This window comes from Ruegeria sp. YTSA144 (genome assembly GCF_059610125.1).
In genome coordinates, this window is the sequence record NZ_JBXWNA010000003.1 from 252,159 (window position 1) to 277,820 (window position 25,662).

20 protein-coding genes and 1 tRNA gene are annotated in these 25,662 nt (G+C 57.5%); 11 read left to right on the plus strand and 10 right to left on the minus strand.

Annotated features, from left to right (window positions below):
* Positions 1-82 precede the first annotated feature (82 nt).
* The gene (locus AC2FF8_RS10050; protein ID WP_496879594.1) at positions 83-1,045 is read left to right on the plus strand and encodes a LuxR C-terminal-related transcriptional regulator; all 963 of its coding nucleotides are present in this window, start codon (positions 83-85) and stop codon (positions 1,043-1,045) included.
* Between the two features lie 130 nt (positions 1,046-1,175).
* Positions 1,176-2,162, plus strand: a complete 987-nt coding sequence (locus AC2FF8_RS10055) for an MBL fold metallo-hydrolase (RefSeq protein ID WP_170344599.1) — start codon at positions 1,176-1,178, stop codon at positions 2,160-2,162.
* Positions 2,163-2,277: 115 nt separating this feature from the next.
* On the opposite strand, the gene AC2FF8_RS10060 is transcribed toward AC2FF8_RS10055, so the two are convergent.
* From AC2FF8_RS10060 to miaA, 5 genes are all read right to left on the minus strand, one after another.
* Complete coding sequence (locus AC2FF8_RS10060; RefSeq protein WP_257600593.1) at positions 2,278-4,365, minus strand: dipeptide ABC transporter ATP-binding protein; 2,088 nt, start codon at positions 4,363-4,365, stop codon at positions 2,278-2,280.
* Positions 4,366-4,458: 93 nt separating this feature from the next.
* A complete protein-coding gene (locus tag AC2FF8_RS10065; protein WP_425078148.1) occupies positions 4,459-5,922 on the minus strand; it encodes an ABC transporter permease in 1,464 nt (487 codons plus the stop codon).
* A gap of 13 nt (positions 5,923-5,935) precedes the next feature.
* On the minus strand, positions 5,936-6,982 hold the full coding sequence (locus tag AC2FF8_RS10070; protein WP_480684460.1) for an ABC transporter permease: 1,047 nt from the start codon (positions 6,980-6,982) through the stop codon (positions 5,936-5,938).
* Between the two features lie 136 nt (positions 6,983-7,118).
* Positions 7,119-8,783, minus strand: coding sequence for an ABC transporter substrate-binding protein (locus AC2FF8_RS10075; protein WP_496879595.1), 1,665 nt, complete (start codon positions 8,781-8,783; stop codon positions 7,119-7,121).
* Between the two features lie 354 nt (positions 8,784-9,137).
* The gene (gene miaA / locus AC2FF8_RS10080; protein WP_496879596.1) at positions 9,138-10,031 is read right to left on the minus strand and encodes a tRNA (adenosine(37)-N6)-dimethylallyltransferase MiaA; all 894 of its coding nucleotides are present in this window, start codon (positions 10,029-10,031) and stop codon (positions 9,138-9,140) included.
* A 97-nt stretch (positions 10,032-10,128) separates the two neighbouring features.
* On the opposite strand from miaA, the gene pyrH reads away from it, so the two are divergent.
* From pyrH to AC2FF8_RS10125, 9 genes are all read left to right on the plus strand, one after another.
* Positions 10,129-10,881: a UMP kinase gene (gene pyrH, locus AC2FF8_RS10085; protein ID WP_496879597.1), complete on the plus strand. Its 753-nt coding sequence runs from the start codon at positions 10,129-10,131 to the stop codon at positions 10,879-10,881.
* A gap of 264 nt (positions 10,882-11,145) precedes the next feature.
* Entirely contained in the window at positions 11,146-12,372 is a 1,227-nt protein-coding gene (locus tag AC2FF8_RS10090; RefSeq protein WP_496879598.1) for an aminotransferase class V-fold PLP-dependent enzyme, read from the plus strand.
* Positions 12,373-12,448: 76 nt separating this feature from the next.
* Positions 12,449-13,846: a cryptochrome/photolyase family protein gene (locus tag AC2FF8_RS10095; protein ID WP_496879599.1), complete on the plus strand. Its 1,398-nt coding sequence runs from the start codon at positions 12,449-12,451 to the stop codon at positions 13,844-13,846.
* Positions 13,847-13,915: 69 nt separating this feature from the next.
* Positions 13,916-15,124, plus strand: coding sequence for a class I SAM-dependent methyltransferase (locus AC2FF8_RS10100; protein ID WP_496872970.1), 1,209 nt, complete (start codon positions 13,916-13,918; stop codon positions 15,122-15,124).
* 15 nt (positions 15,125-15,139) lie between these two features.
* The gene (locus AC2FF8_RS10105) at positions 15,140-15,580 is read left to right on the plus strand and encodes a TrgA family protein (protein ID WP_257600602.1); all 441 of its coding nucleotides are present in this window, start codon (positions 15,140-15,142) and stop codon (positions 15,578-15,580) included.
* Positions 15,581-15,607: 27 nt separating this feature from the next.
* Positions 15,608-16,723: an NUDIX domain-containing protein gene (locus AC2FF8_RS10110; protein WP_496879600.1), complete on the plus strand. Its 1,116-nt coding sequence runs from the start codon at positions 15,608-15,610 to the stop codon at positions 16,721-16,723.
* Positions 16,724-16,791: 68 nt separating this feature from the next.
* Positions 16,792-17,826: a cysteine synthase A gene (locus AC2FF8_RS10115; RefSeq protein ID WP_171632905.1), complete on the plus strand. Its 1,035-nt coding sequence runs from the start codon at positions 16,792-16,794 to the stop codon at positions 17,824-17,826.
* Entirely contained in the window at positions 17,826-20,252 is a 2,427-nt protein-coding gene (locus AC2FF8_RS10120; protein WP_496879601.1) for a DUF3772 domain-containing protein, read from the plus strand. The genes AC2FF8_RS10115 and AC2FF8_RS10120 overlap by 1 nt, the downstream gene beginning before the upstream one ends.
* A gap of 134 nt (positions 20,253-20,386) precedes the next feature.
* Positions 20,387-20,476, plus strand: a tRNA-Ser gene (locus AC2FF8_RS10125).
* Between the two features lie 369 nt (positions 20,477-20,845).
* Here AC2FF8_RS10125 and AC2FF8_RS10130 read toward each other — a convergent pair.
* Genes AC2FF8_RS10130 through AC2FF8_RS10150 form a run of 5 tightly spaced genes read right to left on the minus strand, consistent with a single transcriptional unit; the run spans position 20,846 to position 25,645 of the window.
* Entirely contained in the window at positions 20,846-22,324 is a 1,479-nt protein-coding gene (locus AC2FF8_RS10130; RefSeq protein ID WP_496879602.1) for an aldehyde dehydrogenase, read from the minus strand.
* 9 nt (positions 22,325-22,333) lie between these two features.
* Positions 22,334-23,368, minus strand: a complete 1,035-nt coding sequence (locus AC2FF8_RS10135; RefSeq protein WP_496872967.1) for an LLM class flavin-dependent oxidoreductase — start codon at positions 23,366-23,368, stop codon at positions 22,334-22,336.
* A 3-nt stretch (positions 23,369-23,371) separates the two neighbouring features.
* Positions 23,372-24,289: a flavin reductase family protein gene (locus AC2FF8_RS10140; protein WP_496879603.1), complete on the minus strand. Its 918-nt coding sequence runs from the start codon at positions 24,287-24,289 to the stop codon at positions 23,372-23,374.
* Positions 24,286-25,074, minus strand: coding sequence for an alpha/beta fold hydrolase (locus tag AC2FF8_RS10145; RefSeq protein WP_496879604.1), 789 nt, complete (start codon positions 25,072-25,074; stop codon positions 24,286-24,288). The genes AC2FF8_RS10140 and AC2FF8_RS10145 overlap by 4 nt, the downstream gene beginning before the upstream one ends.
* Positions 25,046-25,645: an amino acid synthesis family protein gene (locus AC2FF8_RS10150; RefSeq protein ID WP_171116235.1), complete on the minus strand. Its 600-nt coding sequence runs from the start codon at positions 25,643-25,645 to the stop codon at positions 25,046-25,048. Before AC2FF8_RS10150 ends, AC2FF8_RS10145 begins: the two co-directional genes overlap by 29 nt.
* Positions 25,646-25,662 lie beyond the last annotated feature (17 nt).

The following is a 25,662-nucleotide window of genomic DNA, read 5'->3' on the forward strand; positions in this document are numbered from 1 at the left end:
GCAGAACGTCCGGTTCTTGATCCGACGCAACCAGTCCAACTAACCTGAAAGTGTATCCTCCAGTAACTGGTGAGGCCGCCTCATGCCTGTTGACCACCCTGAGATCCCGCAAGAAACGCTGGCCAACTGGCAGCAACTGGTTGATCTGGTCGCAGAGCTGGCGGATGTGCCTGCAAGCCTAATCATGAAAACCGACGCGCCGGATCATGCGGTGCTGATCACCTCGGATCATCCCGAAAACCCATATCCGGTCGGCTTGAGTTTCCAGTTGAACCCCAAGCTGTATTGTCAGGGCGTCTTGCAGCGGGACGGAGAATTGGTGGTCAAAGATGCTGCATGCGATCCGGTTTGGGCCGACAATGACGATCTGGAACACGGGATGACATTTTACATCGGCCTGCCGCTGAAATGGCCCGATGGATCGGTATTCGGAACGATTTGTGTTCTGGATCGCAAGCAGAACCGCCGTGCCTTGTTGTTCCGCGAAGGGCTGGCGCAGTTCGCACGCATGGTCGAGTCGGATTTGGCTTTGTTGCAAGAGGTTTACCTGCGCCGCGCGCTGGAAGAAAAGCTCAACGAAACACTGGCGCAGCTTGAAACACGCGTCGCGGATCGTACCCGCGAGTTGCAGGAAACCAACACGGCGCTGCGCGTCCTGCTGTCCAGTCTGGATGATGATCGCAAAAGCCGCGATCACGAAATAGTCGAACAGGTGCGCGGCCGGGTTTTGCCATATCTCGAAAAGGTCCGGGCGCAGCTTGCCGGGGACGAAGCGCAGTATGTCTATCTCGAACTGGCCGAGAAAAACCTGAACGAGCTCACGTCTGCACTGTCGGACAAACTGACAGATGCATTTGCAGTGATGACCCCGACCGAGATCGAGATTGCACAGATGGTCATGTTTGGAAAAACGACCAAGGACATTGCCAAGGCCCTGTCGCGGGAAACATCGACAATTGATTTTCACCGCAACAACATCCGCCGCAAGCTGGGGCTCGAAGGGCGCAGCCAGAACCTGCGCAGTCATTTGCTCTCGATTTCGTGAATGCGGAATATGGGGTTTTCCCCCACATTCCGCCCCCATTTTTTCGGTCTGAGCCAATATGCCTTGGCTTGTTACCTTTGGTTGGGACGCGCGGAAAAACTGCGCGGGTCCAACAGAGAGGTACACGAAAATGGATCGCAAAGATCTGAAACCAACCATCCTGAACGGGGACAAGGATCATCTGGCGCCGGGTCTGTCGCGCCGGTCTTTCTTCATGGCGGCAGGCGCTGCCGGGGTCGGCGCGACCGCTTCTGTGCTGGGCGCACAACCGGCCCAGGCGCAATCTCAGGCGTGGCTACAGCCGGGCAACAACAACCATGTGATCGATCTGCAAGGCGCAACGGGTCAGGCCAGCACCGGGACGGTTGGCATCGACTATTATGGTCATTGTGCGATCAAGATCACCTCGCCCAACGGGGCAACAGTGCTGTTTGATCCCTGGCGCGATGATCCGTCGGGCGCGTGGGGTCTTTGGTTCCGCAACGAATTCCCGCAAATCCCGGTGGACATCACCCTGTCGACCCATGCCCATTTCGATCACGATGCGATTGAACGCCCAAGCTCGACCATGGTGCTGGATCGGATGGTCGGCAATTTCGAGTTTGCTGACATCAAGATCACCGGCTTTGCCGACAAGCACGCCTGTGTCGCGCCGGGATGGTATGACTGGACCAATGCGCTGGCCGAGTTCGGCGTGGAAGCCTGCCCGCCGAACAACGTGGGCCACATGGATATGGTCGTCTATCTGGTCGAGACCGGCGGCATTCGAGCGCTGATCTGGGGCGACAACCGCCACAACCCGCCGCAGGAGTTCTGGGACGCAATCGGTCAGGTGGATGTTCTGACCCTGCCGGTGGATGGCTCGGAACATATTCTCAGCTTCGATCAGGGCAACGACATCGTGTCCAAGCTCCAGCCCAAGGTGATCATCCCCACACATTACCTGAATGAGATCACGTCCTACACGCTGACCACTCTGCAATCTGCCGATGACTGGGTGAAGGGACAGCAGAGCTATAGGATGCTCGACAGCGCCAGCCTTCAGCTTGAAGCCGGTGACATTGCCGGCATGAACCAGGAATTCATGCATTTCGGCAACAACGTTTTGACCGGCTGACGAATTACCGGGTCACCACTCACGCCATTCCCAAGCGCCGTCTGTCTCCCCACAAATCACGGCGCCAAAAAAGGGCCGGTTACTGACCGGCCCTTTCCAAGGTTCAGAAACGGGTTTACTCCGCCGCGACTTTTATCACCGGCTCCATCCGGGCCAGAATACCCTCGGCCAGGTGACATTTCACCTGATGCCCATCTGCCAGCGTCTGCACCGGCGGCACATGCGATTCACACCGTCCGTCAGGCACTTCGGATTTCCAGCGGCACCGCGTCTGGAACGGGCAACCCGGTGGCGGGTTCATCGCCGAAGGAATATCACCATCCAGAACGATGTGCTGTTTCTCGACCGAGGTATCCGCAATCGGAACCGCGCTCAGCAACGCTTCGGTGTAAGGGTGATAGGGCGGGGCAAAAACCTGATCCGTAGTGCCCAATTCCACAACATGGCCCAGATACATCACCATGACCCGGTCGCTCAGGTAACGCACGATAGACAGGTCGTGGCTGATGAACAGCAGCGTGGTTTTGTGCTCTCGCTGAATCTCCATTAAAAGATCCGTCACGGCGGCCTGAACCGACACATCCAGCGCCGAGACGGGTTCGTCCGCCACAACGATACGTGCATCGCCGGCAAAGGCGCGTGCGATACCTACGCGCTGTTTCTGACCACCCGACAGCTGTCGCGGCATTCTGTCCGCAAAGGCGCGCGGCAGCTTCACCAGATCAAGCAGTTCCAGCATCCGCTTCTTGCGCTCGGCCTCAGAGTTTCCGACACCGAAGATTTCCAGCGCCCGTATGATCTGACGGCCAACGGTCATCGACGGGTTCAGCGTGTCGAACGGGTTCTGGAAAACCATCTGAACTTCGCCGATCGTCTTGGCATCGCGTTCTTCGATGGGCACCTGTTCGATGTTGCGGTTGTCCAGAAGGATCTGCCCGTCCGTGGCCGTCTCCAACCCCATGAGAACCTTGGCGAAGGTGGACTTGCCGCAGCCGGATTCCCCCACGATGGCCAGTGTCTCGGATTCGTGCGCCTCGAAGCTGAGCGTTTCGTTGGCCTTCACCACCTTCTTCTCACCACCGCCAAACAAGGCATTTGCAGCGACCTCGTAATACTTCTTGAGATTGTCTATTTTCAGAACCGTTCGGCCGATGTCGCCTTTTTCTTTCTGATCGGCCAGCGCAAGTGGGGCGTTCCAGTCGATTTCCTGGAATTTAAGGCACCGGGTGTGGTGCCGGTCATTGCCGGGCACCGCCTCCATCAGGATGTCTTTCGCGTCACACCGACCCTCTTCGAAATAGTCGCAGCGCGGTCCGAAGTTGCAGCCCGGAGGCCGCTCGTGGGGCAATGGGAAGTTCCCCGGAATGGCCACCAATGGACGCGAATTCTTGTCAGCGCCCGGCAGCGGGATCGAACGGAACAGCGCCTGTGTGTAAGGGTGCTGCATCTCGTCGAACACATCCTTGATCGAGCCGCGCTCGACCGCTTCACCCGAATACATCACGCACAGACGGTCGCAGGTTTCCAGAACCAGCCCGAGGTTGTGCGAGATAAACAACATCGAAGTGCCGTATTTCTTGCCCAGATCCTTGACCAGTTCGACCACAGCGGCCTCGACCGTCACGTCCAAAGCGGTTGTCGGCTCATCCAGGATCAACAGCGCCGGTTTCGACATCAGCGCCATCGCAATCACGATGCGCTGCTGCTGACCGCCCGACAACTGGTGCGGAAACGAATTCAACATGCGCTCGGGGTCCGGCAGGCGAACGTCCGTCACCACTTCCAGCGCGCGCGAATAAGCCTCTTCCTGACTTACACCCTCGTGGATCATCGGCACTTCCATCAACTGTTTGCCGATCTTCATCGCCGGGTTCAGCGAGGCCATGGGCTCCTGATAGATCATCGCGATTTCATTGCCGCGAATGTCGCGCAACTCCTCGCTCGACATCTTTGCCAGATCGCGGCCCTTGAACTTGATCGTGCCTCCGACGACGCGGCCGTTCTTGCCAAGATCCTGCATGACGCCCAGCGCCACGGTCGATTTACCGCAACCGGATTCACCAACCAGCCCCACTGCTTCGCCGGGCTCTACGCTGACCGAGAAATCCATCACGGCGGGGATTTCCCGCAGGCGGGTAAAGAACGAGATGGACAGCTTGTCGATCTCCAGGATCGGGCCGTCATAATCCGCCATTTTGCTCATTTTGCTTACTCCTCACCAAATGCGGGGGTCCCCTTCATCTGGCCAAAAATATCCCGGGGGGTCCGGGGGGCTGGCCCCCCGGCCTCGATCACATCAGTCCTTCAGGCTTTCCTCGCGAAGACCGTCAGCCAGCAGGTTCAGACCAAGAACCAGCGACAGCAGGGCAAAGGCAGGAGGAAGGGCAGGGTGCAGGTAGATCGACAGCAGCTTGCGCCCCTCGTTGATCGTGGATCCCCAGTCCGGGCTCTCCGGCGGCAGGCCCAGTCCGAAGAAGCCCAAAGTCCCCAGAAGAATGGTGGTGTACCCGATGCGCAGACAGAAATCGACGATCAGAGGGCCACGGGCGTTGGGCAGGATTTCCCAAAGCATGATATACCACGGCCCTTCGCCCCGGGTCTGGGCCGCAGCCACGTAATCGCGGGTTTTAATGTCCAGTGCCAGGCCGCGCACGATACGGAAGACCGTGGGCGAGTTGACGAAGACCACAGAGACGAACACCACAAGAATACCGCCGGGAATATCGAACAGGTCCAGATAGATCGGCAGGCCCCAGATCCGGTAGGCGTCGGTATTGATGATGTAGCCACCGGTCGAAATCAGCGACAGATACAGCCAGATCGCAACACCCAGAACACCGATCAGCAACGGTGTACGGAAATTCGGGCGCGTGTAATAGCGTGAATTCAGCAATACGCCGATGAACAGGATCGGGAATACGAATAGCACGGCCGCCATGTAGTTCGGCACCCCGGTCGCCACGATTTCCGGCGTCACCAGCAGGTAGAACAGCAGGATCACCGGGAAGGCGAGGATCAGGTTGGCGAGGAAGGACAGGAACGTATCAAAACGCCCCCCATAGTAGCCGGCGGGAAGCCCCAGCGTAATGCCGACCATGAAGGCGAACATAGTTGCCAGCGGTGCAATCTGCACCACGACCCAGGCCCCCTTGACCATCCGGCTGAATACGTCGCGCGCCAGATTGTCGCCGCCCAGAAGATACCAGGCATACTCGCCGTCCTCCAGATTCGGCAGAGGCGTTCCCGGCACTTTGTTCTTCATGCCAGAGATCTGTGTCAGCGGGTCATGGGTCACGATCAGATCAAGGGCGCCGAAGATGCCGGTAAAGACCCAGAACATCACAAGGCCAAAGCCGATCATTCCGATGGGACTGTCATACAGTTTGCCGTACAACCCCAACCGTCTCTTGAAGGCGATCGACATGGCGAACATGATGATCAGCGCGACCCATACAGGCAGGAATTGCTGGGAAATGGCGCCGATGATCCCTGCACCTGTGCCCATCAGGATGCCCAGCACCAGATAAGCCACGGCCAGTCCCACGCTGGCAAGGAAACTGTAATACAGCGCAAGCTGGATCAATCCACGGACACCGCCGCCAGAACTGACGGATCCATCCGGATTCACGACAATCTGCTGTTCAGGCAAAAAGATACTGGCGATGATCCAGACCAGGATCGACAGGAAAAGCGCTGCCAGTGCGATCATCAGCAGCGGGTTCAGGAAGGCGATAGAGCCGGTCCAGGTTAGTGGTTCCATAATCTCACCCTCCTTATGAAATGCGAATGCGCGGGTTGAGGTAGACGTAGCCGATATCCGAGATCAGCTGCGTTATCAGAACCACAAAGACCGACACGACCGAAATCGCCAGCAGAAGCTGGATGTCGTTGTTGCCAGCGGCCTGAACCAGCGCCCAGCCGAAACCCTTGTAGTTGAACAGGGTTTCAACAATCACCACGCCGTTCAGCAGCCACGGGAACTGCAACATGATAACCGTGAACGGCGCGATCAACGCGTTGCGCAAGGCGTGTTTCATGACGATGTTCGGGAACGAGACACCCTTCAGCCGTGCGGTTCGGATGTATTGCGCCGTCATCACTTCGGTCATCGAAGCGCGGGTCATCCGGGCGATGTAACCCATACCGTACAGCGCAATGGTCAGAACCGGCAGGAAGAAGTTCTCGAATGTCGGGTTCTCCATCGCTTGCGTCGCGGTTCCTTTGAACCATTTCAGCCCCACGGTGGACGAGGTGAAGATCGCGATGAAGATAACGCCCGATACGTATTCCGGCGTTGCTGTCGTGATGATCGAGAATGTCGACAACGATCGATCCAGGGCTGATCCCTCTCGCATACCGGCCAGAACACCAACGATCAGTGCAGAAGGAACCATCAGGACCAAAACCCAGAACATCAGGTAACCTGTGTTGCCCAGACGCTTGCCAACAATGGTTCCGACTTCGTCCTTGAATACGGTCGAATATCCCCAATCGCCCTGAAGAACACCGCAATATCTTGCCGTGTCCTCTGCCGTCGAACCGGGTCTCGTGCAGGTTCCCACGAACTGGCCGTCTTCAAGCGTTTTCTGAAAACCGGGCATCACGCCCAACCATTGGCCGTATTTTACGAGTGTTGGCTGTAGGTAACCGCGGTTTTCCAACCAGGCTTCGACCTGCTCGTCCGACATACGCTGGTTGCCCTGCGTTTTCGCCAGCTTTTCAAGGTTCGGGTATAGGTTGGTCAGGAAAAAGACGACGAATGTCAGACATAATGCCGTAAGCAGCATCACTCCGAACCGTCGTAGGATGAATAGTCCCATGTTGGCCCCTGTTGTTCAGGTATTCCGCAGATCATTGGACCATTTTCTGGCCTCGGACGTCCGACCCCGCGTCGGCAAGTCTGCGGCTGGAAAGGGGCGCCCATGTCAGGCGCCCCTTGTGTGTCATTGGCAGTGCTTAGGCAGCCCAGCCCCACTTGTAGTGATGGTGTTCGAAGGTCACATGCATGTCGGTTCCAACAAGACCCTCTTTCATGTGACGATAGAGCGAGCGCCAATAGGGCTGAATGGTAACCCCGTCTTCCTGCAACAGGGCTTCGCCACGTGCCATGACCTCACGACGCTTGTCCGCGTCGGCAATGGCCAGAGCCTCTTCCAGAAGAGCGTCGAACTCGGGGCTGGCATAGCCAAACTCGTTCCAGGCTTCGCCCGAACGATAGGCAAGCGCCCAGACCTGCACACCCAGCGGACGCGGGTTCCAGTTGGTCGAGCTGAACGGGTACTTGGCCCAGTCGTTCCAGAAGGTATTGCCCGGCAGAACGGTCCGCTTGACCTTGATTCCGGCATCGCGCAGCTGCGCGGCGACGGCATCTGTGGTGTTGCGACGCCAGTCATCGTCGATCGAGATGATCTCGTGCTCGAAATCTCCGAAACCGGCTTCGTCCATAAGCGCCTTGGCTGCCGCGGGATCAACCTTTTGCGGCGGAAGCTCGGCATACTCCGGATGCAGCGGCGCCACGTGATGGTTTTCCGCCGGGGCTCCGCGACCGCCATAGCCCAGTTCCAGACAAACGGAATTGTCTACGGCCATCTGAAGGGCCTGCCGGACACGTTTGTCCGCATAAGGCTTCTGCCCGTCGATCTCGGCCAGCTGGTTGGGGCGAATAACGATGGTCGCGGCGGTCACCACTTCTGACTTCACATAGCCCAGCCCGTCCATCACGTCGATGAACTCGCCCACCGATTCATACAGCATGTCGACTTCGTCGGATTCCAACGCTGCCAGCCAGGCGGAAGGGTCGGTTCCGTAGTCGATGTATTCGATACGGTCCAGGGCAGGGCGGCCGTACACTTCTTCACCCCACCAGGTGTGATCCGGATTGCGAACCAGAACGGCTTTTACGCCAACCTCAAGTTCGTCCATCAGATAGGGGCCGGTTCCCACATTGTTCAGCAGGTCTGTCTCGCTGAACGAGCTGTGAACAATCGCGCCGGGATAGTCGGCCATGCCCGGAATAAGGGTGATATCCGGTTTTGGCAGGTTCAGTTTGACCGTGGTTGCGTCGACAACTTCGATGACACCCTCACCGGCCTGACCGGTATCCGCGTCGATCAGGGTTGCAAAGCGGCCCGCCATCGAGTTGGTTTCCGAACTCTTGTCGCACCAGCGCGCGATGTTGCGTGCAACGTCGTCAGCCGTGAAATCGTCACCGTTGTTCCACTTGACGCCCGGACGGACATTCAGAGTGTATACGGTTGCGTCATCGTTGACTTCCCAACCTTCAAGAAGCATGCCGCGGAACGAGCCGTCCGAGTTGTACTCGACCAGATATTCCAGCGTGCCGCGCGTCACGTTCGCGATTTGCGACCAGTCATAGGTACGGGGGTCTTTGAGGGCGCGGACTTCCATCTGCACACGCAGCGTGCCGCCTTCCTGCTTTGCGGTTTCGGCCAAAGCAGGAGCCGGCAATCCGATCATGCCATAGGCCGCCGCGGCAGTAACCCCAAGACTGGTTGCGCGCGTCATGAATTCCCTTCGGCTCAGCTTGCCGTCGCGGTATTCCTGAGCGTGCATCTCGGCCGCCCAGTGCACCTTGTCTTTGGTGGATTCGGTATTCGTCATGGATGTCTCCCTGTGACACTGATTTTGTTGATTGATTATGGCTCTACGCGACCCGGATTTTCACGGTCGCCAGAGCGAAGGATTTTGTTTTTTGGACTCTGGTCATCCCCATGTCGTTATTCGGCACCAGATTTCTGATAAGGTCAATGTTCGAAATCGTCATAAGTAGTACAAAAACGACATTCGCGATCTGTTGAAGTCGTTGAGACGCATTTCTTCAGGCCGTCCAAAACGATGCCGACTTCCCCATTCTTTTCCCGGTTTGTTAAGGGAAACCGCAGCAAATCATTAAGTTCTCTTAAGCTTTGAGACTTGGCGGGCGCCTTGTTCGTGCAACGTCAGACGTGCCGGGTATCACACAGAGGGATCGACGTGATTCCAGGCCTTCATACGGGCGCGGAACCAGGTGCGCTGACGCTTGGCGAATTGCCGCGTCGCAATGGTTGCGCGCTCTCGCGCCTGATCCAAAGTCATCGTGCCGTCCAGATATGCCCTGAGTTCCGGCACGCCTATGGCCTTGCAAGCCGGAAGGGTGGGATCGAACCGGTCCTGCATGGCGCGCACTTCCTCGATCGCGCCCTGTTCCAGCATCTGGTCAAAGCGGCGTTCTATCCTGTTCAGCAGCCACGTTTTATCAACGTCAAAAACGATCGGTAGGGTCTCGTTCAGCCGAAGTTCCGGTGGCGGCGTTTCGGCCTGCCAGGACAACAGGCTGCGACCCGTGGCGCGCTGCACTTCCCAGGCGCGTTGCACGCGGGCACGGTTCTGCGTGTCCAGCTTTGCAAGCGTCTCGCCATCGACCCCCTCCAGAAGGTCTGCCATGGGCATCTGATCCGCCTCGGCTCGAACCGCCTGTGGAGTCGCTGGAATTTGCGCCATGCCTTCGGCCAGGGCCGAAAAATACAGGCCCGTCCCACCGACAATGATCGGGCGCTGGTGCCCTTTCAGCAGAGGCAGGACCTCGCGCAGCCAATGGCCAGTGGAATAATCCTGATCATAGGCGACATGTCCGTACAGCAGATGTGGCGCGCGGGCTTCTTCCTGGGCGGATGGCCTGGCCGAGATGACGCGCCAGCAGTCATAAACCTGACTTGCATCCGCGTTGACGATAACCCCGCCGTGCCGTTCGGCGATCTCCAGCGCCAGCGCTGATTTTCCCGATGCCGTAGGCCCCGCAATCAGGACTGGCTTGTCGTCGGGAATTGGAGGCAGTTGCCGAAAAAGCAGGTCTGTTGATCGCCGGGTCATGCGCGGTTGCCTCTATCCTCACCAACCGCATTGAACCTGCGGAGCTTTTGCTTCATTTTGCGCCGGAAATTAACCCCGTGCCAGCCCGGAGCGCAACATGAGCCTTTCCCCTTCTTCTGAAACAGCCGAAATCCCGAAAACAACGTACAAACGGGTCATGTTGAAAATCTCAGGTGAGGCGTTGATGGGGGATCAGGGATTCGGTCTGCACCCGCCAACCGTTCAACGCATCGCGCAAGAAGTGAAATCGGTTCACGATCTGGGCGTCGAGATATGCATGGTCATCGGCGGCGGCAACATTTTTCGGGGCCTGAGCGGTTCAGCCCAGGGCATGGAGCGGACCACGGCCGATTACATGGGCATGTTGGCCACGGTGATGAACGCGCTGGGGATGCAATCTGCACTGGAAGAGATCGGAGTGTTCACCCGCGTGATCTCGGCCATTCGCATGGACGAGGTGTGCGAACCCTATATCCGCCGCCGGGCTGTTCGGCACCTCGAAAAAAAGCGGGTCTGTATTTTCGCCGCCGGTACTGGCAACCCGTATTTCACGACAGACACCGCAGCCACCCTGCGCGCCAACGAAATGGCGTGCGAGGCGATCTTCATGGGCAAGAACGGAGTGGATGGGGTGTATGACAAAGACCCTGCGGAACATGCTGACGCCGTGCGATATGATACCGTGACCTATGATGACGTGCTGGCCAAACGGTTGCGTGTCATGGATGCTTCGGCCATCGCACTGGCGCGCGACAACAATCTGCCCCTGATCGTCTTCGGACTTGATGAGCCCGGCGGCTTCCGCGGAATTCTCGCGGGCGAGGGGACCTATACCAAGGTTCAGGGGTGAGGTCTGCGTAAGCGTCCGACAACTCTGCAAGCTTTCAAAGCCCCGGCATCGCGCCGGGGCTTTTGCGTTTTGCTTTCGCTTGACGGTTGTGGGCGGCCCTGTCTAAGTATCGGTGTCCTTCCAAGGCGAAGGGCTGCCCCGTGTTTCGTCGGCCAAAGGCCCAAGCACAGGCTGGGCTGGAAGACCTGCCATGATTTCTGAGGTGTCCGGAAACATGCGCGGGCATCTCATTGATCTGACTGCACAACTAAGGAGCAATGAGGCATGAGCTCTCTGGATATCGATTTCGTTCGGGCGCAATTCCCGGCCTTTTCCGAACCCAGCCTTCAGGGCCAGGCGTTTTTCGAGAACGCGGGTGGGTCTTACACCTGCAAACCGGTGATCGACCGGCTGACGCGGTTCTACACGCAGCGCAAGGTTCAGCCTTACGCCCCATATGAGGCCAGCCGCCTTGCGGGCGCCGAAATGGACGAAGCGCGTGCGCGCATGGCTGCCATTCTGGGCGTAGACACGGATGAGCTGAGTTTTGGCCCCTCAACCACCCAGAACACCTATGTCCTGGCGCAGGCGTTCCGGCAATGGATGAAGCCCGGCGAGGCAATCGTCGTGACCAATCAGGATCACGAAGCCAACTCTGGCCCATGGCGTCGTCTGGTCGAGGCCGGGATAGAGGTGAGGGAATGGCAGATTGATCCGGAAACCGGGGCGCTGAACCCTCAGGATCTTGAAAACATGCTGGACGAAAAAGTGCGTCTGGTCTGTTTCCCGCATTGCTCTAATGTGGTTGGTGAGATCAATCCGGTCACCGAGATCACTGCCATTGCGCATGCGGCGGGTGCGTTTGTCTGCGTTGATGGCGTATCCTACGCCCCGCACGGATTTCCGAATGTTGGCGATTTGGGGCCGGATATCTATTTGTTTTCAGCGTACAAGACCTATGGCCCGCATCAGGGGTGCATGGTCATCCTCCGCACATTGGGAGAGTTGTTGCCCAACCAGGCGCATTATTTCAACGGCGATGTCCTGTATAAACGATTTACCCCCGCTGGCCCCGATCACGCGCAGATTGCGGCCAGTGCAGGTATGGCGGACTATGTTGAGATGCTTTGCGCCCACCACGGCGGGCCCGACACGGGCGCGGCAGAACAGGGCGTATTTGCCCACGATCTGATGCGTTCGCACGAAGTGTCGTTGCTGCAACCGGTTCTGGATGCGGTAAAGGATCGAAACGCGGTGCGTCTGATCGGTCCTTCCGACGCCAGCCGGCGCGCACCCACCGTTGCGCTTTCGTTGAACCGTCCGGCTGAACCGGTTGCGGCGGAACTGGCGCAATATGGTGTCATGGCAGGTGGCGGAGATTTCTATGCGGTGCGCCCCTTGCGGGCGATGGGCGTTGATCCGGCGCAAGGTGTTTTGCGTGTCAGCTTCACCCATTACACCACACAGCAGGAAATTGATCAGCTTCTAGAGGCTCTTGAGCGCGTTTTGTGATCCACTACCCTTGAGGGTGCGTAGAAGCTAAAAACCTCAAGGGCGGATTGTGGTGCAAGAGCAGGCTCCGATCATTATGTGGTTTCGACGGGATTTACGTCTGTCGGATCACCCCGCGTTGACCGCGGCGGTCGAAAGTGGCCGTCCGGTTGTACCGCTTTTTATCCATGACGATATTGTCGACCAGATGAGGGCCGCGCCAAAGTGGCGTTTGGGCTTGGGGTTGGAGGCATTCAAAGCGTCACTGGCCAATATGGGCAGTCGACTGATCCTCCGACGCGGTGATGCGCTTGAACAGTTGCAGCAGGTCATGGCCGAGACCGGCGCAACCTCAGTCTTCTGGTCTCGCGCTTACGATCCTGCCTCGATTGAACGCGACAAGAAGATCAAGTCTATACTTGCAAAAAAAGACGTGACTGCAAAGTCGTTTTCCGGGCATCTGCTTTTTGAACCCTGGACTGTTGCTACCAAATCGGGTCATCCGTTTCGGGTTTTCACACCCATGTGGCGTGCGGTTCAGGGTCGGGAAGTACAACTTCCTGACGCGCCAGTTACTGCGCTTAAGGCACCTGTGTCGTGGCCTGCTTCTGACGGCTTGAGCGATTGTCGGTTGGGGGGTGCAATGAACAGGGGAGCGAGGGTCGTGCGCCCTCAAGTGCAACCTGGCGAGCGGGCCGCTCTGGATCATCTGGAAGAGTTTCTCGACCGGATCGTTCAATACTCCGATCTTCGGGACAGGCTTGATCAGGATGGGACGTCCAACCTGTCAGAGTACCTCTCTTTGGGTGAGATCGGGCCACGCACCGTCTGGCACATGATCCAGCGGGCCGCGTTGACCGGAACACGGGGAACCGACGCCTTTTTGCGCCAACTTGTCTGGCGTGAATTCGCTTATCATCTCATGTTCCACACACCCCAACTGGTGACATCCAACTGGAAGCCGGAATGGGACAGTTTTCCGTGGAATACCGATCCTGACCATCCCGAGGTCATCGCCTGGCGGCAGGCCAGAACCGGAATCCCCGGTGTCGATGCCGGGCTGCGGCAAATGTATGTGACGGGTCGGATGCACAACCGGGCGCGGATGATCGTCGCAAGCTATCTGACCAAGCATCTGATGACTCATTGGAAAATAGGGATGGAGTGGTTCGAGGATTGCCTGATCGACTGGGATCCGGCCTGCAACGCGATGGGCTGGCAGTGGGTCGCTGGCTCGGGGCCCGATGCATCCCCATTTTTCCGGATTTTCAATCCCCAGACACAAGCAGAGAAATTCGATCCAGACGGGGTGTTTGTGCGCCACTGGATCGCTGAAGGCCAAACCGAACCCGGCAAAACCGCCCTGTCTTATTTTGATGCCGTCCCGCGATCATGGGGTCTGCGCCCGGATGCGGATTACCCCAAGCCGATCGTCGGATTGTCCGAAGGTCGGACCCGCGCCTTACGCGCATATGAAAGCCGAAAACCCCACTAAGGAACTGAAAACTTGCCAGAAACAATTTCGCCGCCTAGCTTTGTACACGTACCGCAGAGGGGAGAGCGGATGATCCTGACGACGACCGAAGGGCAGAAAAACCTGCCCAGATATTTCGCCCAAGTCTTCAAAATGTTGAACCGGATGGATTCCGGACGACTGGATATCAAACTGCCCGATGGTCGCACGTTTCGCGCAGAAGCCGCAAAAGCCGGACCGGTTGCGCAGGTCGATATTCACGACGAAGATGTCTTTGCGCGCCTGATCCGCGAAGGCGAACTGGGTTTTTCCGATGCGTATCTGGATGGGCATTGGAGTACGCCTGATCTGCGGTCTTTCATGGATCTTGTGCATCTTGGAACCGAGACTGTTTATGACGGGTTTACGGGCCAGTTTCTTGTTCAGGCCTATGAAAGGCTGCGGTTCTGGCTGCACCGAAACAACAGGGCGCAAGCCAAGAAGAACATCTCGTATCACTATGATCTGGGTAATGATTTTTACAGTTCGTGGCTGGACGAGACGATGACCTATTCAAGTGCGATATTTGAAACCGGGCAGGAAAGCCTCGAGAATGCGCAGACAGCCAAATACGCCAGTCTTGTGGATGAGATGGGTGCAAAACCGGGGGATCATGTTCTGGAGATCGGATGTGGCTGGGGCGGTTTCGCGGAATATGCCGCAAAGGAACGGGGTTTGCGTGTCACCGGCCTGACCATCAGTCAGGAGCAATTCAAGTACGCCAAGGAACGTATTGAAAAGGCCGGATTATCAGATCGAGTCGAGTTCAAGCTGCAAGACTATCGGGATGAACGCGGCGTCTATGACGGCATAGCGTCCATCGAGATGTTTGAGGCGGTGGGTCAAAAATACTGGCCGGTCTATTTCGAAACCGTTCGTGAACGGTTGAAGCCTGGCGCTCAGGCGACCTTGCAAATCATAACGGTGGGTGATCACCGCTGGGATTTTTACAAGAACGGCGTTGATTTCATTCAGAAATACATCTTTCCGGGTGGGATGCTTCCGTCACCGACTATCTTGCGTCAGCAGATAGATCAGGCCGGATTGCAGGTTGTACGCTCGAAAGAATTCGGGAAAAGCTATGACCTGACCCTGCGACGCTGGTATGAAACGTTCAACGACAAATGGGATCAGATCTCGGACATGGGGTTTGATGAGCGTTTCCGCCGCATGTGGAATTATTATTTGACTGCATGCGGTGCGGCCTTTGACACGGGCAATTGCGATGTGACACAGATCACAATAGCAAAACCAAGTTAACCCACGGACCGTCACATGCCCACTGCCTCGCGTCTCGTAGCCGCTGTTTGTCTCATCGTGCTGGCCTTTCTTGTTTCAAGCATGGTTATCGAAAACGGCGAAGAGGGTAAGGACTATGGTTACTTCACCTATGTGAACATGGCTCTTGGTGCGATCTGTGGTTGGAAAATCATGGGCAAGCGCGCCGGGCGCGGTTGGACCGCGGGCATAAACAATGGCCTGACCGGCGTTGCCTCGCTGATATTCTGGGCACTGTTCGTGCAGGGGTGCTACCGCATGTTCGATCTTGCGATGCGCAATCGATATGGCGGACCGTTCGAAGCTGTGATGGCCATCTTTTCGATTGGTATCGATTATGGCAAGCAACTGATCTATCCCGAAATTCTGGTTACGCTTGCTATTGGCGCCGTTGTCGCCGGGCTGGCCACGGAACAGGCCAGCCGCAAATGGCGCTGAACCGTTTCGTCACAAGAGAGATTGAATTTGTCTGATTTGTTCTTCTATGGAACGCTGCGGTACCTGCCGCTGTTGCAGCGTGTCTTGGGCCGTCCGCTGAGCGAAATCACGTTTCATACTGCCAAGCTGCGCGATCACGCGGTTCACGCGGTTCAGGGGCAGGATTTCCCTATGATCCTGTCTGCTGAAGGAGCCGTAGCCGAAGGGTTGCTGGTGCAGGGCTTGTCATCCGATGATCTGGCCAGGCTGGCCTATTACGAAGGATCCTTCGACTATGACCTGAAATCGTTGAAGGTCATTCTGGAGGATGGGGGCGAAGTACAGGCGCAGGTGTTTTTCCCGACACCGGGCGCATGGCAACCCGGTGAGTTGTGGTCGTTGCAGGGCTGGGCGGACAAATTGGGCGAGGTTACGGCGCTCGCCGCCGAAGAAGAAATGGCCTATTTCGGTAAAGTCGATCCCAAAACCATGGCGCGCAGCGTGCGTGCCATTCAAACCCGTGCCTGGGCTAAGATCATGGCCGGGCAACGGCGAACCGGCGACCCGCGGAACATAGCCGAAGACGTAATTGTGCACCGTCACGAACGCGTTTACGTCGACTATTTCGGGATGGAGGAAATCGATCTTCAGTTCCGACAGCATGACGGCAGCATGGGCCCCGTGCTGCACCGGGGCGGTTTGATGCAGGGCAGCGCCGTGTCGGTTCTGCCCTATGACCCGATCCGTGACACCGTGCTTTTGGTCGAGCAGTTCAGACCGCCGGTGTTTTTGATCAACGATCCAGAGCCCTGGCTTTGGGAGGCAGTTGCCGGGATGATCGACCCCGGCGAAACGCCTGAACAGACGGCGCATCGCGAGGCCATGGAGGAAGCAGGAGTTAGATTTGACAGGCTGGAATATGCGGGCGGCGCGTATTCCTCCAGCGGGTCGTCTACGGGTTTCATGTATCTTTATGTCGGGCTTGGCAGTTTAACTGAGACAACAATCACCGGTGGCTTGGACACTGAGGGTGAAGATATCCGCAGCCGGATTCTGCCATTCGACGAATTTATCGATATGACGGACCGCCATCTTTTCAAGGATTTGCAATTGGTGTCCCTGGCGTACTGGCTGGCCCGCCATCGGGATCGTTTGCGCGCGTGACTATCTCGCTTGTGGTCGCGGCGGTGCGGCTGTAAATCTTCGAAGATACCAAATGACAAGGGGCGACCATGCGCATTGCACGAGATCTTGCTGACGCAGTAGGAAAAACACCGTTGATCCGGCTGCGCCGCATCAGCGAAGAGACTGGATGCGAGATTCTTGGCAAAGCCGAGTTCATGAACCCGGGACAGTCGGTAAAGGATCGTGCTGCTCTTTTTATCATCAAAGATGCCATTGCACGCGGGGATCTGAAACCGGGCGGTACCATCGTGGAAGGCACTGCCGGCAATACTGGTATTGGTCTGGCTCTGGTCGGTGCGTCGATGGGATTCAAAACGGTTATCGTTATCCCCGAAACCCAGTCGGAAGAAAAGAAGGATATGCTGCGTCTGGCTGGCGCTCAGTTGGTTCAGGTGCCAGCAGCCCCGTATCGCAACCCCAACAATTTCGTGCATTATTCCCGCCGTCTGGCCGAGGAACTGGCGCAGACAGAACCCAATGGCGCCATCTGGGCCAACCAGTTCGACAATGTGGCGAACCGTCAGGCACATGTGGAAACCACGGGGCCCGAGATCTGGGAACAGACAGGCGGCAAGGTTGACGGGTTCGTCAGCGCGGTCGGGTCGGGTGGGACATTGGCAGGCGTGGCCCAGGTTTTGCAGCCCAAGGGCGTCAAAATCGGTCTTGCCGATCCCATGGGGGCTGGCCTGTATTCGTATTACACGACGGGTGAGATCGCGATGGAAGGTGGCTCGATCGCCGAAGGTATCGGGCAGGTGCGTATCACCAAAAACCTGGAAGGGTTCACGCCGGATTTTTCTTATCAGATCACCGATAACGAAGCGCTGCCCTACATTTTTGATCTTCTGCGTGAGGAAGGTCTGGTCATGGGCGGCTCAACCGCGATCAACATGGCAGGGGCGGTGCGCCTGGCTAAGGAAATGGGGCCAGGTCATACCATCGTGACCATCCTGTGCGATTACGGCACTCGGTATCAATCAAAGCTGTTCAACCCCGAGTTCCTGCGAGAAAAAGAGCTTCCGGTTCCGGATTGGATGACCGAGGCACCACGCAGCATTCCCGGCGTTTTCGAGGACGTGTGATGCTTGGACAGGTCCGCCTGTTTCTGACCCTGCTGTTCCTGAGTTTCGTCGGCTTTTCGAATAGCGCCGTCGCGCAACTGACGGATCGTCAAAGCGAGTATTACCAAGGTTGGATCAAAACCGCGAGCCGGGCCGAAGCCGTTATCGAGGCGAACCGGGCATCTGACGCTGCGCTAGAGAATTTACGTTCGGAAATAAGCAGATACAGGGAAGACTTCAATCGGGCTCGTGGGGCAAATACCGACCGGATCACAACGCTTGAAAGTCAGCTAAAGGCGTTGGGCCCCAAACCCGAAGGGGACGCGACCGAACCCGAAGATATAGCCAAGCTTCGCGCGCATTTGGAAGAACAGCTCAACAGTCTGCGTGTGCCGCGCATCATCTCCGAAGAAGCCTACAGTCGAGCAAATGGGCTGATCAGCGAAATTGATCAGATCATTCGCGCGCGGCAGAAAAAAGAGTTCTTCGAACAGGGCCCGTCGCCGATCAACCCGGCGTATTGGGGGCCGGCATGGGTGGACGTCAAAGAGGCCATTCTAAGCCTGGCAAACGAAACGATCACTAACTTTCGTTCAGATGTCGTACGCGAACAAATTCGCGCGCGCGGGCTCGCGATCTTCATACTTCTGATCATTTCAGCCGTGTTGCTGATCTTTGGCAAACGGTGGTCCGAAATTGGAGGCGACTACCTGAGGTTGCTCGGCGGGGCCGGGACGGGGGTCTGGTCGTTCGTAATCTCACTACTGCGCATTTTGTTGCCATGGATCGGTGTGGTGGCCGTGGTCACGGCGATCAGTCTCACCGGCGTTCCGGGGTTGCGGGGCAGCCTTTTGCTTCAGAATGTTCCGTATTGGGCAGCGATCGTGTTTTTCTATGATTGGATTGGTCGCCAGGTTTACGTGATCGGCGCGTCGCAAGGGTTCAAACGTCTGTCCGCGGCGCGCATCACCGAACTGCGCGTGTATATCGATCTGCTCGCCCTGATGCTGGTTCTGCACGAATTGGCGTTGCTGTTCGAACGGATCGAGAACATCTCCGACGCGACCCGTGCCGTGGTCAGTTTCCCGATCATTGTCGCTACGGCTTTGTTGTTGTTGCGAATACGCCAGATTCGAACAACGGACGGGCCACCGGATCAGGCTGCCCCGACCCGTTCCGCGGGGTTCAGCCAATTGGTCGAATTCCTGCGCCGGGCTTTGTTCCTGTTGGGGATCGTGTCTCCTTTGTTGGCAATTTTCGGATTCACCAATGCGGCCGAAGCCATCGTGTTTCCTGCGGTCAAGACACTGGTGCTGATCGGGGCCTTGGTCATCCTGCAACGGTTCATCAGTCAGATTTACGGCTGGGTCACCGGGCAGGGCGAAGCCGCGGGGGATTCGCTTTTTTCCGTACTGGTCGGGTTTGCATTGGCCATCTTGGCGCTGCCAATTCTGGCGATCTATTGGGGTGCGCGGGAAACTGATCTGCTGGAAGCATGGTCGCGCCTGCTGCTTGGGTTTGATATCGGCGGGGTAACGATCTCGCCCAGCAACTTTCTGACCTTTGTTGCCGTGTTTGCAATCGGTTATACGCTGACGCGTCTGTTGCAAAGCGGGTTGCGCAATTCGCTTCTGCCGAAAACCAGCATAGACCCCGGTGGGCAAAACGCGATTGTCGCGGGTTCGGGATACGTTGGCATATTCCTTGCCGCGTTGGTGGCAATCATGGTGGCAGGATTTGATCTGTCGTCGCTGGCGATTGTCGCCGGAGCGCTGTCCGTCGGCATCGGCTTTGGTTTGCAGACAATCGTGTCGAACTTCGTTTCAGGCATCATCCTTTTGGTCGAGCGTCCGATATCCAAAGGGGATTGGATCGATGTGAATGGCATGATGGGATATGTGCGGGACATTTCCGTTCGCTCGACCCGGATCGAGACGTTCGACAGGACGGATGTCATCGTTCCGAACTCTGACCTGATCAGCGGTGTTGTAACAAACTATACCCGCGGCAACACGATCGGGCGGGTGATCGTTCCGGTGGGTGTTGCATACGGAACTGACACGCGGCTGGTGGAAACCATTCTGGGCGAAATCGCCAACAACCATCCGATGGTTTTGGCCAACCCGGCGCCAAGCGTTGTGTTCCAGGGGTTCGGAGCAGACTCTTTGGACTTTGAAATACGGGCGATCCTGCGGGACGTGAACTGGGTTCTGTCGGTGAAATCCGACATGAACCATGAAATCAACCGCAGATTCTCGGAGGCGGGGATCGAGATCCCGTTCGCACAACGTGATGTCTGGTTGCGAAATCCCGAAACCCTGCGGGCCTCTGACCCGAGCAAGCAGGACGCTTCCATATCTGAGCAGGATGAGCCACGCAAAGTCGCAGAAGCTCCGGCGGATTTGACCGAGGCGGATATGGACTCGGATTCGGGTGATGAGGTTTGAGCGACCAGATCCCAGCATGCGTCGGCCTCTTGTCATCCCTCTGTGGGTGTACAGAATTATTTAAGCCATTCCCCTGAATTCGCAGAATTGGGGCCTTGCAAATCCGATTGCATTCGTCCAAATATCGCCGGCACGGAGAGGTGGCCGAGTGGTCGAAGGCGCACGCCTGGAAAGTGTGTAGGCGGGAAACCGTCTCCAGGGTTCGAATCCCTGTCTCTCCGCCATTCCAAAGTGAATCAGGGAACTGCTGAGCGCTCGACTTGTCGAGCAACCACTGCCGTTTCTATCCTAGCTCACTGCCCCGTTATGCGTACCAGGTCATCGCCGACTTCGATGGCGTCCATGAAGCGCCGGAGATAACCCCGTTTGTATCTTTGGACTGTCCCTCCTGCATTGCCGGGAATGCGTATGCCGTATTTGGAACCCATCATAAGATGGTCTGTTCGAATGGGTTTAAGAGCGCCGTACGGGTGCTTCGAAACCCGCCCCGAAACCACAAGGCCTTGCATCATAACGAGCTGGGCTCAGAGATCTTGGTGCGATGGACAAGCGCAAGACCTGCGCTTTCAAAAGGACACTGAAACAAACTCTTGTCAGCGTATGACGAACGGGTTCGACATTGGCTGCTCTGACGTATTCAGCCAGACGGTTTTGGTCCTTGTGTAATCGTGAATGGCCTCGATTCCCGCTTCCCTGCCATAGCCGGATTGGTTGTATCCACCAAACGGAGCAATCGGGGACACTGCGCGGTACGTGTTGATCCAACAAATTCCCGATTTCAGACGGGATGAAACCCGGTGGGCGCGGGCGACATTTTCAGTGAAAACGCCGGATCCAAGCCCGAACTGCGAGTCGTTGGCCAATGTGATCGCTTCCTCTTCCGTATCGAATGGCAGCAGAGACATCACGGGGCCGAACATTTCGACCTTCAGCGTCTCTGTCTCTGCGCTCGTGCATTCCACCAGCGTAGGGGCCATGAAGTTGCCCGGCCGGTCCAGAGGTTTCCCCCCGAAGCGGACGCGTGCGCCTTGTTCTGTGGCTTTCGCCAAAGTCGCCTGAATTCTTTCCACCTGATCAGTGGTGCAGAGCGGGCCAATATGGGTGGCCGTTTCCAATGGATCTCCGATTGCGATGCCCTTCATCTTCTCTTCGATCTTGTCAACAAGCGCTTCCAGTACCGGGCGATGTATCAATCCGCGCGAGCCGGCCACGCAGCTTTGACCCGAGGCGCCGAAGTTTCCCGCAATCAAACCATTGGCGGCGCCATCCAGATTGGCATCATCAAAAACGATGATCGGGGATTTCCCGCCCAGTTCCAATGTGGTCACCGCAAAGTTTTCAGCCGAATTGCGCACGACATGGCGCGCTGTTTCCGGGCCGCCGGTGAATGCGATCCGGTCCACGTCCGGGTGCCGGGTAAGCGGGATGGCGCAGTTTTCGGCATCCCCCGTAATGACAGAGACAACACCGGGCGGAAAGCCAGCTTCATCGATCAGCCGTGCGAATTCCAGCATCGGAGCGGGCGCAATTTCAGAGGCCTTCAACACGACCGAACATCCTGCCGCCATCGCGGGGCCAAGCTTGGTTGCGGTCAGGAACATCTGTGCGTTCCAGGGGACGATAGCGACCACCACGCCAATCGGTTCGCGCATGGTGAAGACGTGCATGTCCGGTTTGTCGATCGGAAGAACCGCTCCTTCGATCTTGTCCGCGAGACCCGCATAATATCGATAATAGTCACCGACATAGGCTGTCTGGCTTGCGGTTTCGGCAAGCAGCTTGCCGCTGTCTGTGGTCTCAAGCTGGCCCAGATGACTGGCGTTTTCCTCGATCAGTTCCGCAAGTTTGAACAACAGTTTGCCGCGTGCGGTTTGCGTCATGTCGCGCCACGCGGGATCATCAAGTGACCGACGCGCCGCGGACACGGCGCGGTTCACGTCTTCGGGTGCGGCACAGGCGAAACTGGACCAGTCTTGGCCCGTCGCCGGGTTTTGCGAATGCATCACTTGCCCGTGTGCCCCTTCGGTCCACGCGCCGTCGATATAAAGCTGGAAATGTGGTTTCTGATGCATCATCGATCCTCACTGAAACTTTGGCATGACGTCGTCGATGAAACGGGCCAGCGATGCGCGTTTGCGTTCGAAACTCATACCGCTGTCTATCCAGAACGAATACTCATCATAGCCCAGATCTTCATAACGTTTCAGACGTTCCGTGACACCCTCTGCGGTTCCGATAGTCAGATCGCGCGCCAGGTTTTCCGGGGCCATCATCGTATTGGCCGCCATCTCTTCGTCGGTCAGCTTCTGGATCAAGCCCTGCCGGACCGGCCGCTTGTTTTGAAACCAGGCCCCGAAGTAGTTGTAGAAGCAAGACAACTCCCGAGCGGCCCGATCCAGATCAGCATCGTCATTGCCAACATAGGTGTGGTGCAGAAGCATGATCTTGGGGCGCGGCCCCTCATGGTTTGCGCAGGCATCCTCAAAGCGGCCCATCAGCGTTTCAATCTCGTGCATGCCCTGCCAAAGCGGTGTGACCTGAATGTTAAAGCCGTTCTGCACACCGAATTCATGACTGTTCGGATCCCGCGCCGCGATCCAGATGGGCGGCCCTCCGGGTTGCACCGGCTTGGGGGCCGAGGTGGTGGCAGGGAACTTGAAGAACTCTCCATCATGGGCACAGTCACCCTCCCACAGCCGGGGCAAAAGCGGCGCGATTTCTCGCATGCGCTGGCCAGCATCCCATGCATCCATTCCCGGCATCATCCGTTCATATTCATACGAATAGGCGCCGCGGGCGATGCCCAGCTCGATACGGCCGCCTGTCATCAGGTCCGCGGCAGCCGTTTCGCCCGCCAGTTTGATCGGATGCCAGAACGGTGCAACCACTGTACCGGTGCCAAGCCGCACATTCTTGGTGTGATGTGCGATATCTACCAAAGACATCAGAGGGTTGGGCGCGATCGTAAAGTCCATCCCGTGGTGCTCACCGGTCCAGACGGCACGCATTCCCGCCTCATCGGCCATTTTACACAGCGCGATGAATTCTTCATACAGCTTCTCATGGGGTTGATCGGGGCTCAGCCGTTCCATGTGTGCAAAAAGGGAAAACTCCATCCATCAGGTCCTTTCAGAAAAGCTGTGCACGTCGCCCTGCTGCGCACTGCCCAGATAAAGTGAGAAGTCGCGGGTTCGGCTTTCCAGCGCAAAACGGGAAATCATGGTGGTGATTGGCGTCGTCGTGTAGGAAAGGGCCGCCAAATCTTCAATCGCGACGGCCTCAAGCTTGCCGTGTTTGGGAAGGTCCGGTGCATTGCCCAATACGTAGACATGATGCGCTGTGGCATCGTCATAGACCGAGTAGACGACGCCGAGATTTGCGTCGATGCCACGATCATGCAGATCCTGCCGAAGGCTGTCCCGCAACTGTCGCCGGTCGGACAGTGTGACCTGCGGCGGCCTGAAACCGGCATCCGTTTTTTCTAGCAGCACGCGGCCTTCGTGTTCGATGATTGCGCCACAGACGATCCTGCGCCCAGTCGGTTCAAGCGCGCCGCGTTCCAGACCAAGGCTGAAGTACCGCCCGTTCGCGTAGCCCAGCGCCGGGCGGTCGTTGTGGGAATAGGCTTCGACCTGTCCGATCAAAACGCAATGGTCTCCTGCCTCGACCACCCGATGGGTCCGGCAGGAAAATGTCGCAACCGCGCCGGTGATCAACGGGATCTCGCGCGCGTCAAGGCTATGGTCGGTTTTGGCGAACCGATCACCTTTGAAGCTGGCGAAGGTGTTGGACACATCCTCTTGCCCCTCGGCCAGAACGCTCACCGTGAAATGGGTGCAGGCCGAGAATTCGCCGTAGGAAGACAAGTTCTTGCCAGGGCAGACGATCAACAGCGGCGGGTCGAGCGAAACCGAAGTGAAGGAATTCGCCGTGAAGCCCAGGGCCATGCCAGAGGCGTTGCGCGTGGTAACGACGGTCACGCCGGTCATGAATTTGCCAAATGCCCGCCGAAGGTCGCGGGGGTCGAGTTCGGTCATGATTGCACCTCGCTTTGAAAGCTGGAGATGGCGGCGTTGACCTGACTTGCATGTGTCATCGGCATCATATGGGCCGCCCCATCGATGATCAGGGCGCGTCCGTTCGGGGTGACTTCGGCCATTCTACGCGACATGTGTGGTGTGGAGTTCGGCTCCTGACTGCCGGTTATGAACAGCGCGGGGCAGCCAAGTTTCTCCAACGCGCCGCGCCGCGGATTTTGGCTTTGGGCAAAAACCGTATAGGCCAGCTTGTAAGCCGCCGGATCCATGGCCGTCAGCCATTCGCGGCAGGCATCACGTTCAGGCGAACCGATGTCACCAAACCACCGGCGCAGCGTGCTGGTTGGATCAACCGGTGTTTCACCATCCAGTCCCGCAGCACGTTCCTGAACGGCCTGCGCTGCCTTTGCACTGCGTTCAAAAACGGCATTCATTGCTACGACGCCGCAAATCCGATCTGGCGACTTGGCGGCAAGGTCCAACGCGATCATCGCGCCCATCGAGTGGCCGACAACAAGGACCGGACCGTTCAGATTGCCCAGCAAGTTGTGTGCAGCATCACTGTATTCCGACAGTTCCGTGCCGATAAAGCCGAGCGGGCTTTCCCCGTGGCCGGGCATGTCCGGTGCCGTCAGGCGCGCTTCAGACGCCAACCCGTCCAACTGCGCGCTCCAGGCTTCGGCCCGCAGGCCAACCCCGTGAAGCAACAGGATGTCCGGACCTGCGCCTGCCTGGATCGCGGCCAGCCCGCCGATTTCAGACCGCGGCCGGGTTGTCCACGTCATGGCCCAAATCCTTGAGATCCTGATACCGGTCGCCGATGCGGTGATGCGGTCTGCCCGAGGTTGCGGCCCCCAATACGACGACAATTTCATCGTCGCGTGGTGCGTCCGGGATCGAGAATTGTACGGTCAGGTAGTGAGAACGCCGCCCGGCATCGTTTTTGTCCATCAATGGAACCATGATCGGCGCATTTGCGGGGCCGCGCGTGTTCGTGAAAGCCAGATAGGATTTCGCGCTGACCGCCTGCCGGTAGTGGTTGCCGAACCGAAGAGTGTGAATAATGCCCGAGGCGTGCTCGACCTCGCCATTCAGCCCGACGACGGCTGCCTTGCCATAGGCTTCGATCGCGTCACCACTGCCGGCCAACGCAATCATGCGGTCCGTCATCATCTTTCCCAGTACGGGGCCGTAGGCGTGGATTTCCGGTTTTAGGTCTTCGACATATCGACCCGCCCAGGGATTGGTAATCACTGCGGCCACGGCAAACATGCGCCATGGGATTTCCGCAGGGCGAAATCCCTCGACAAGAACTTCCTCGTCGTAGGTAACAATCTTGCGTATTTCCGGCTTCATCACACCTCTCCTGTCGC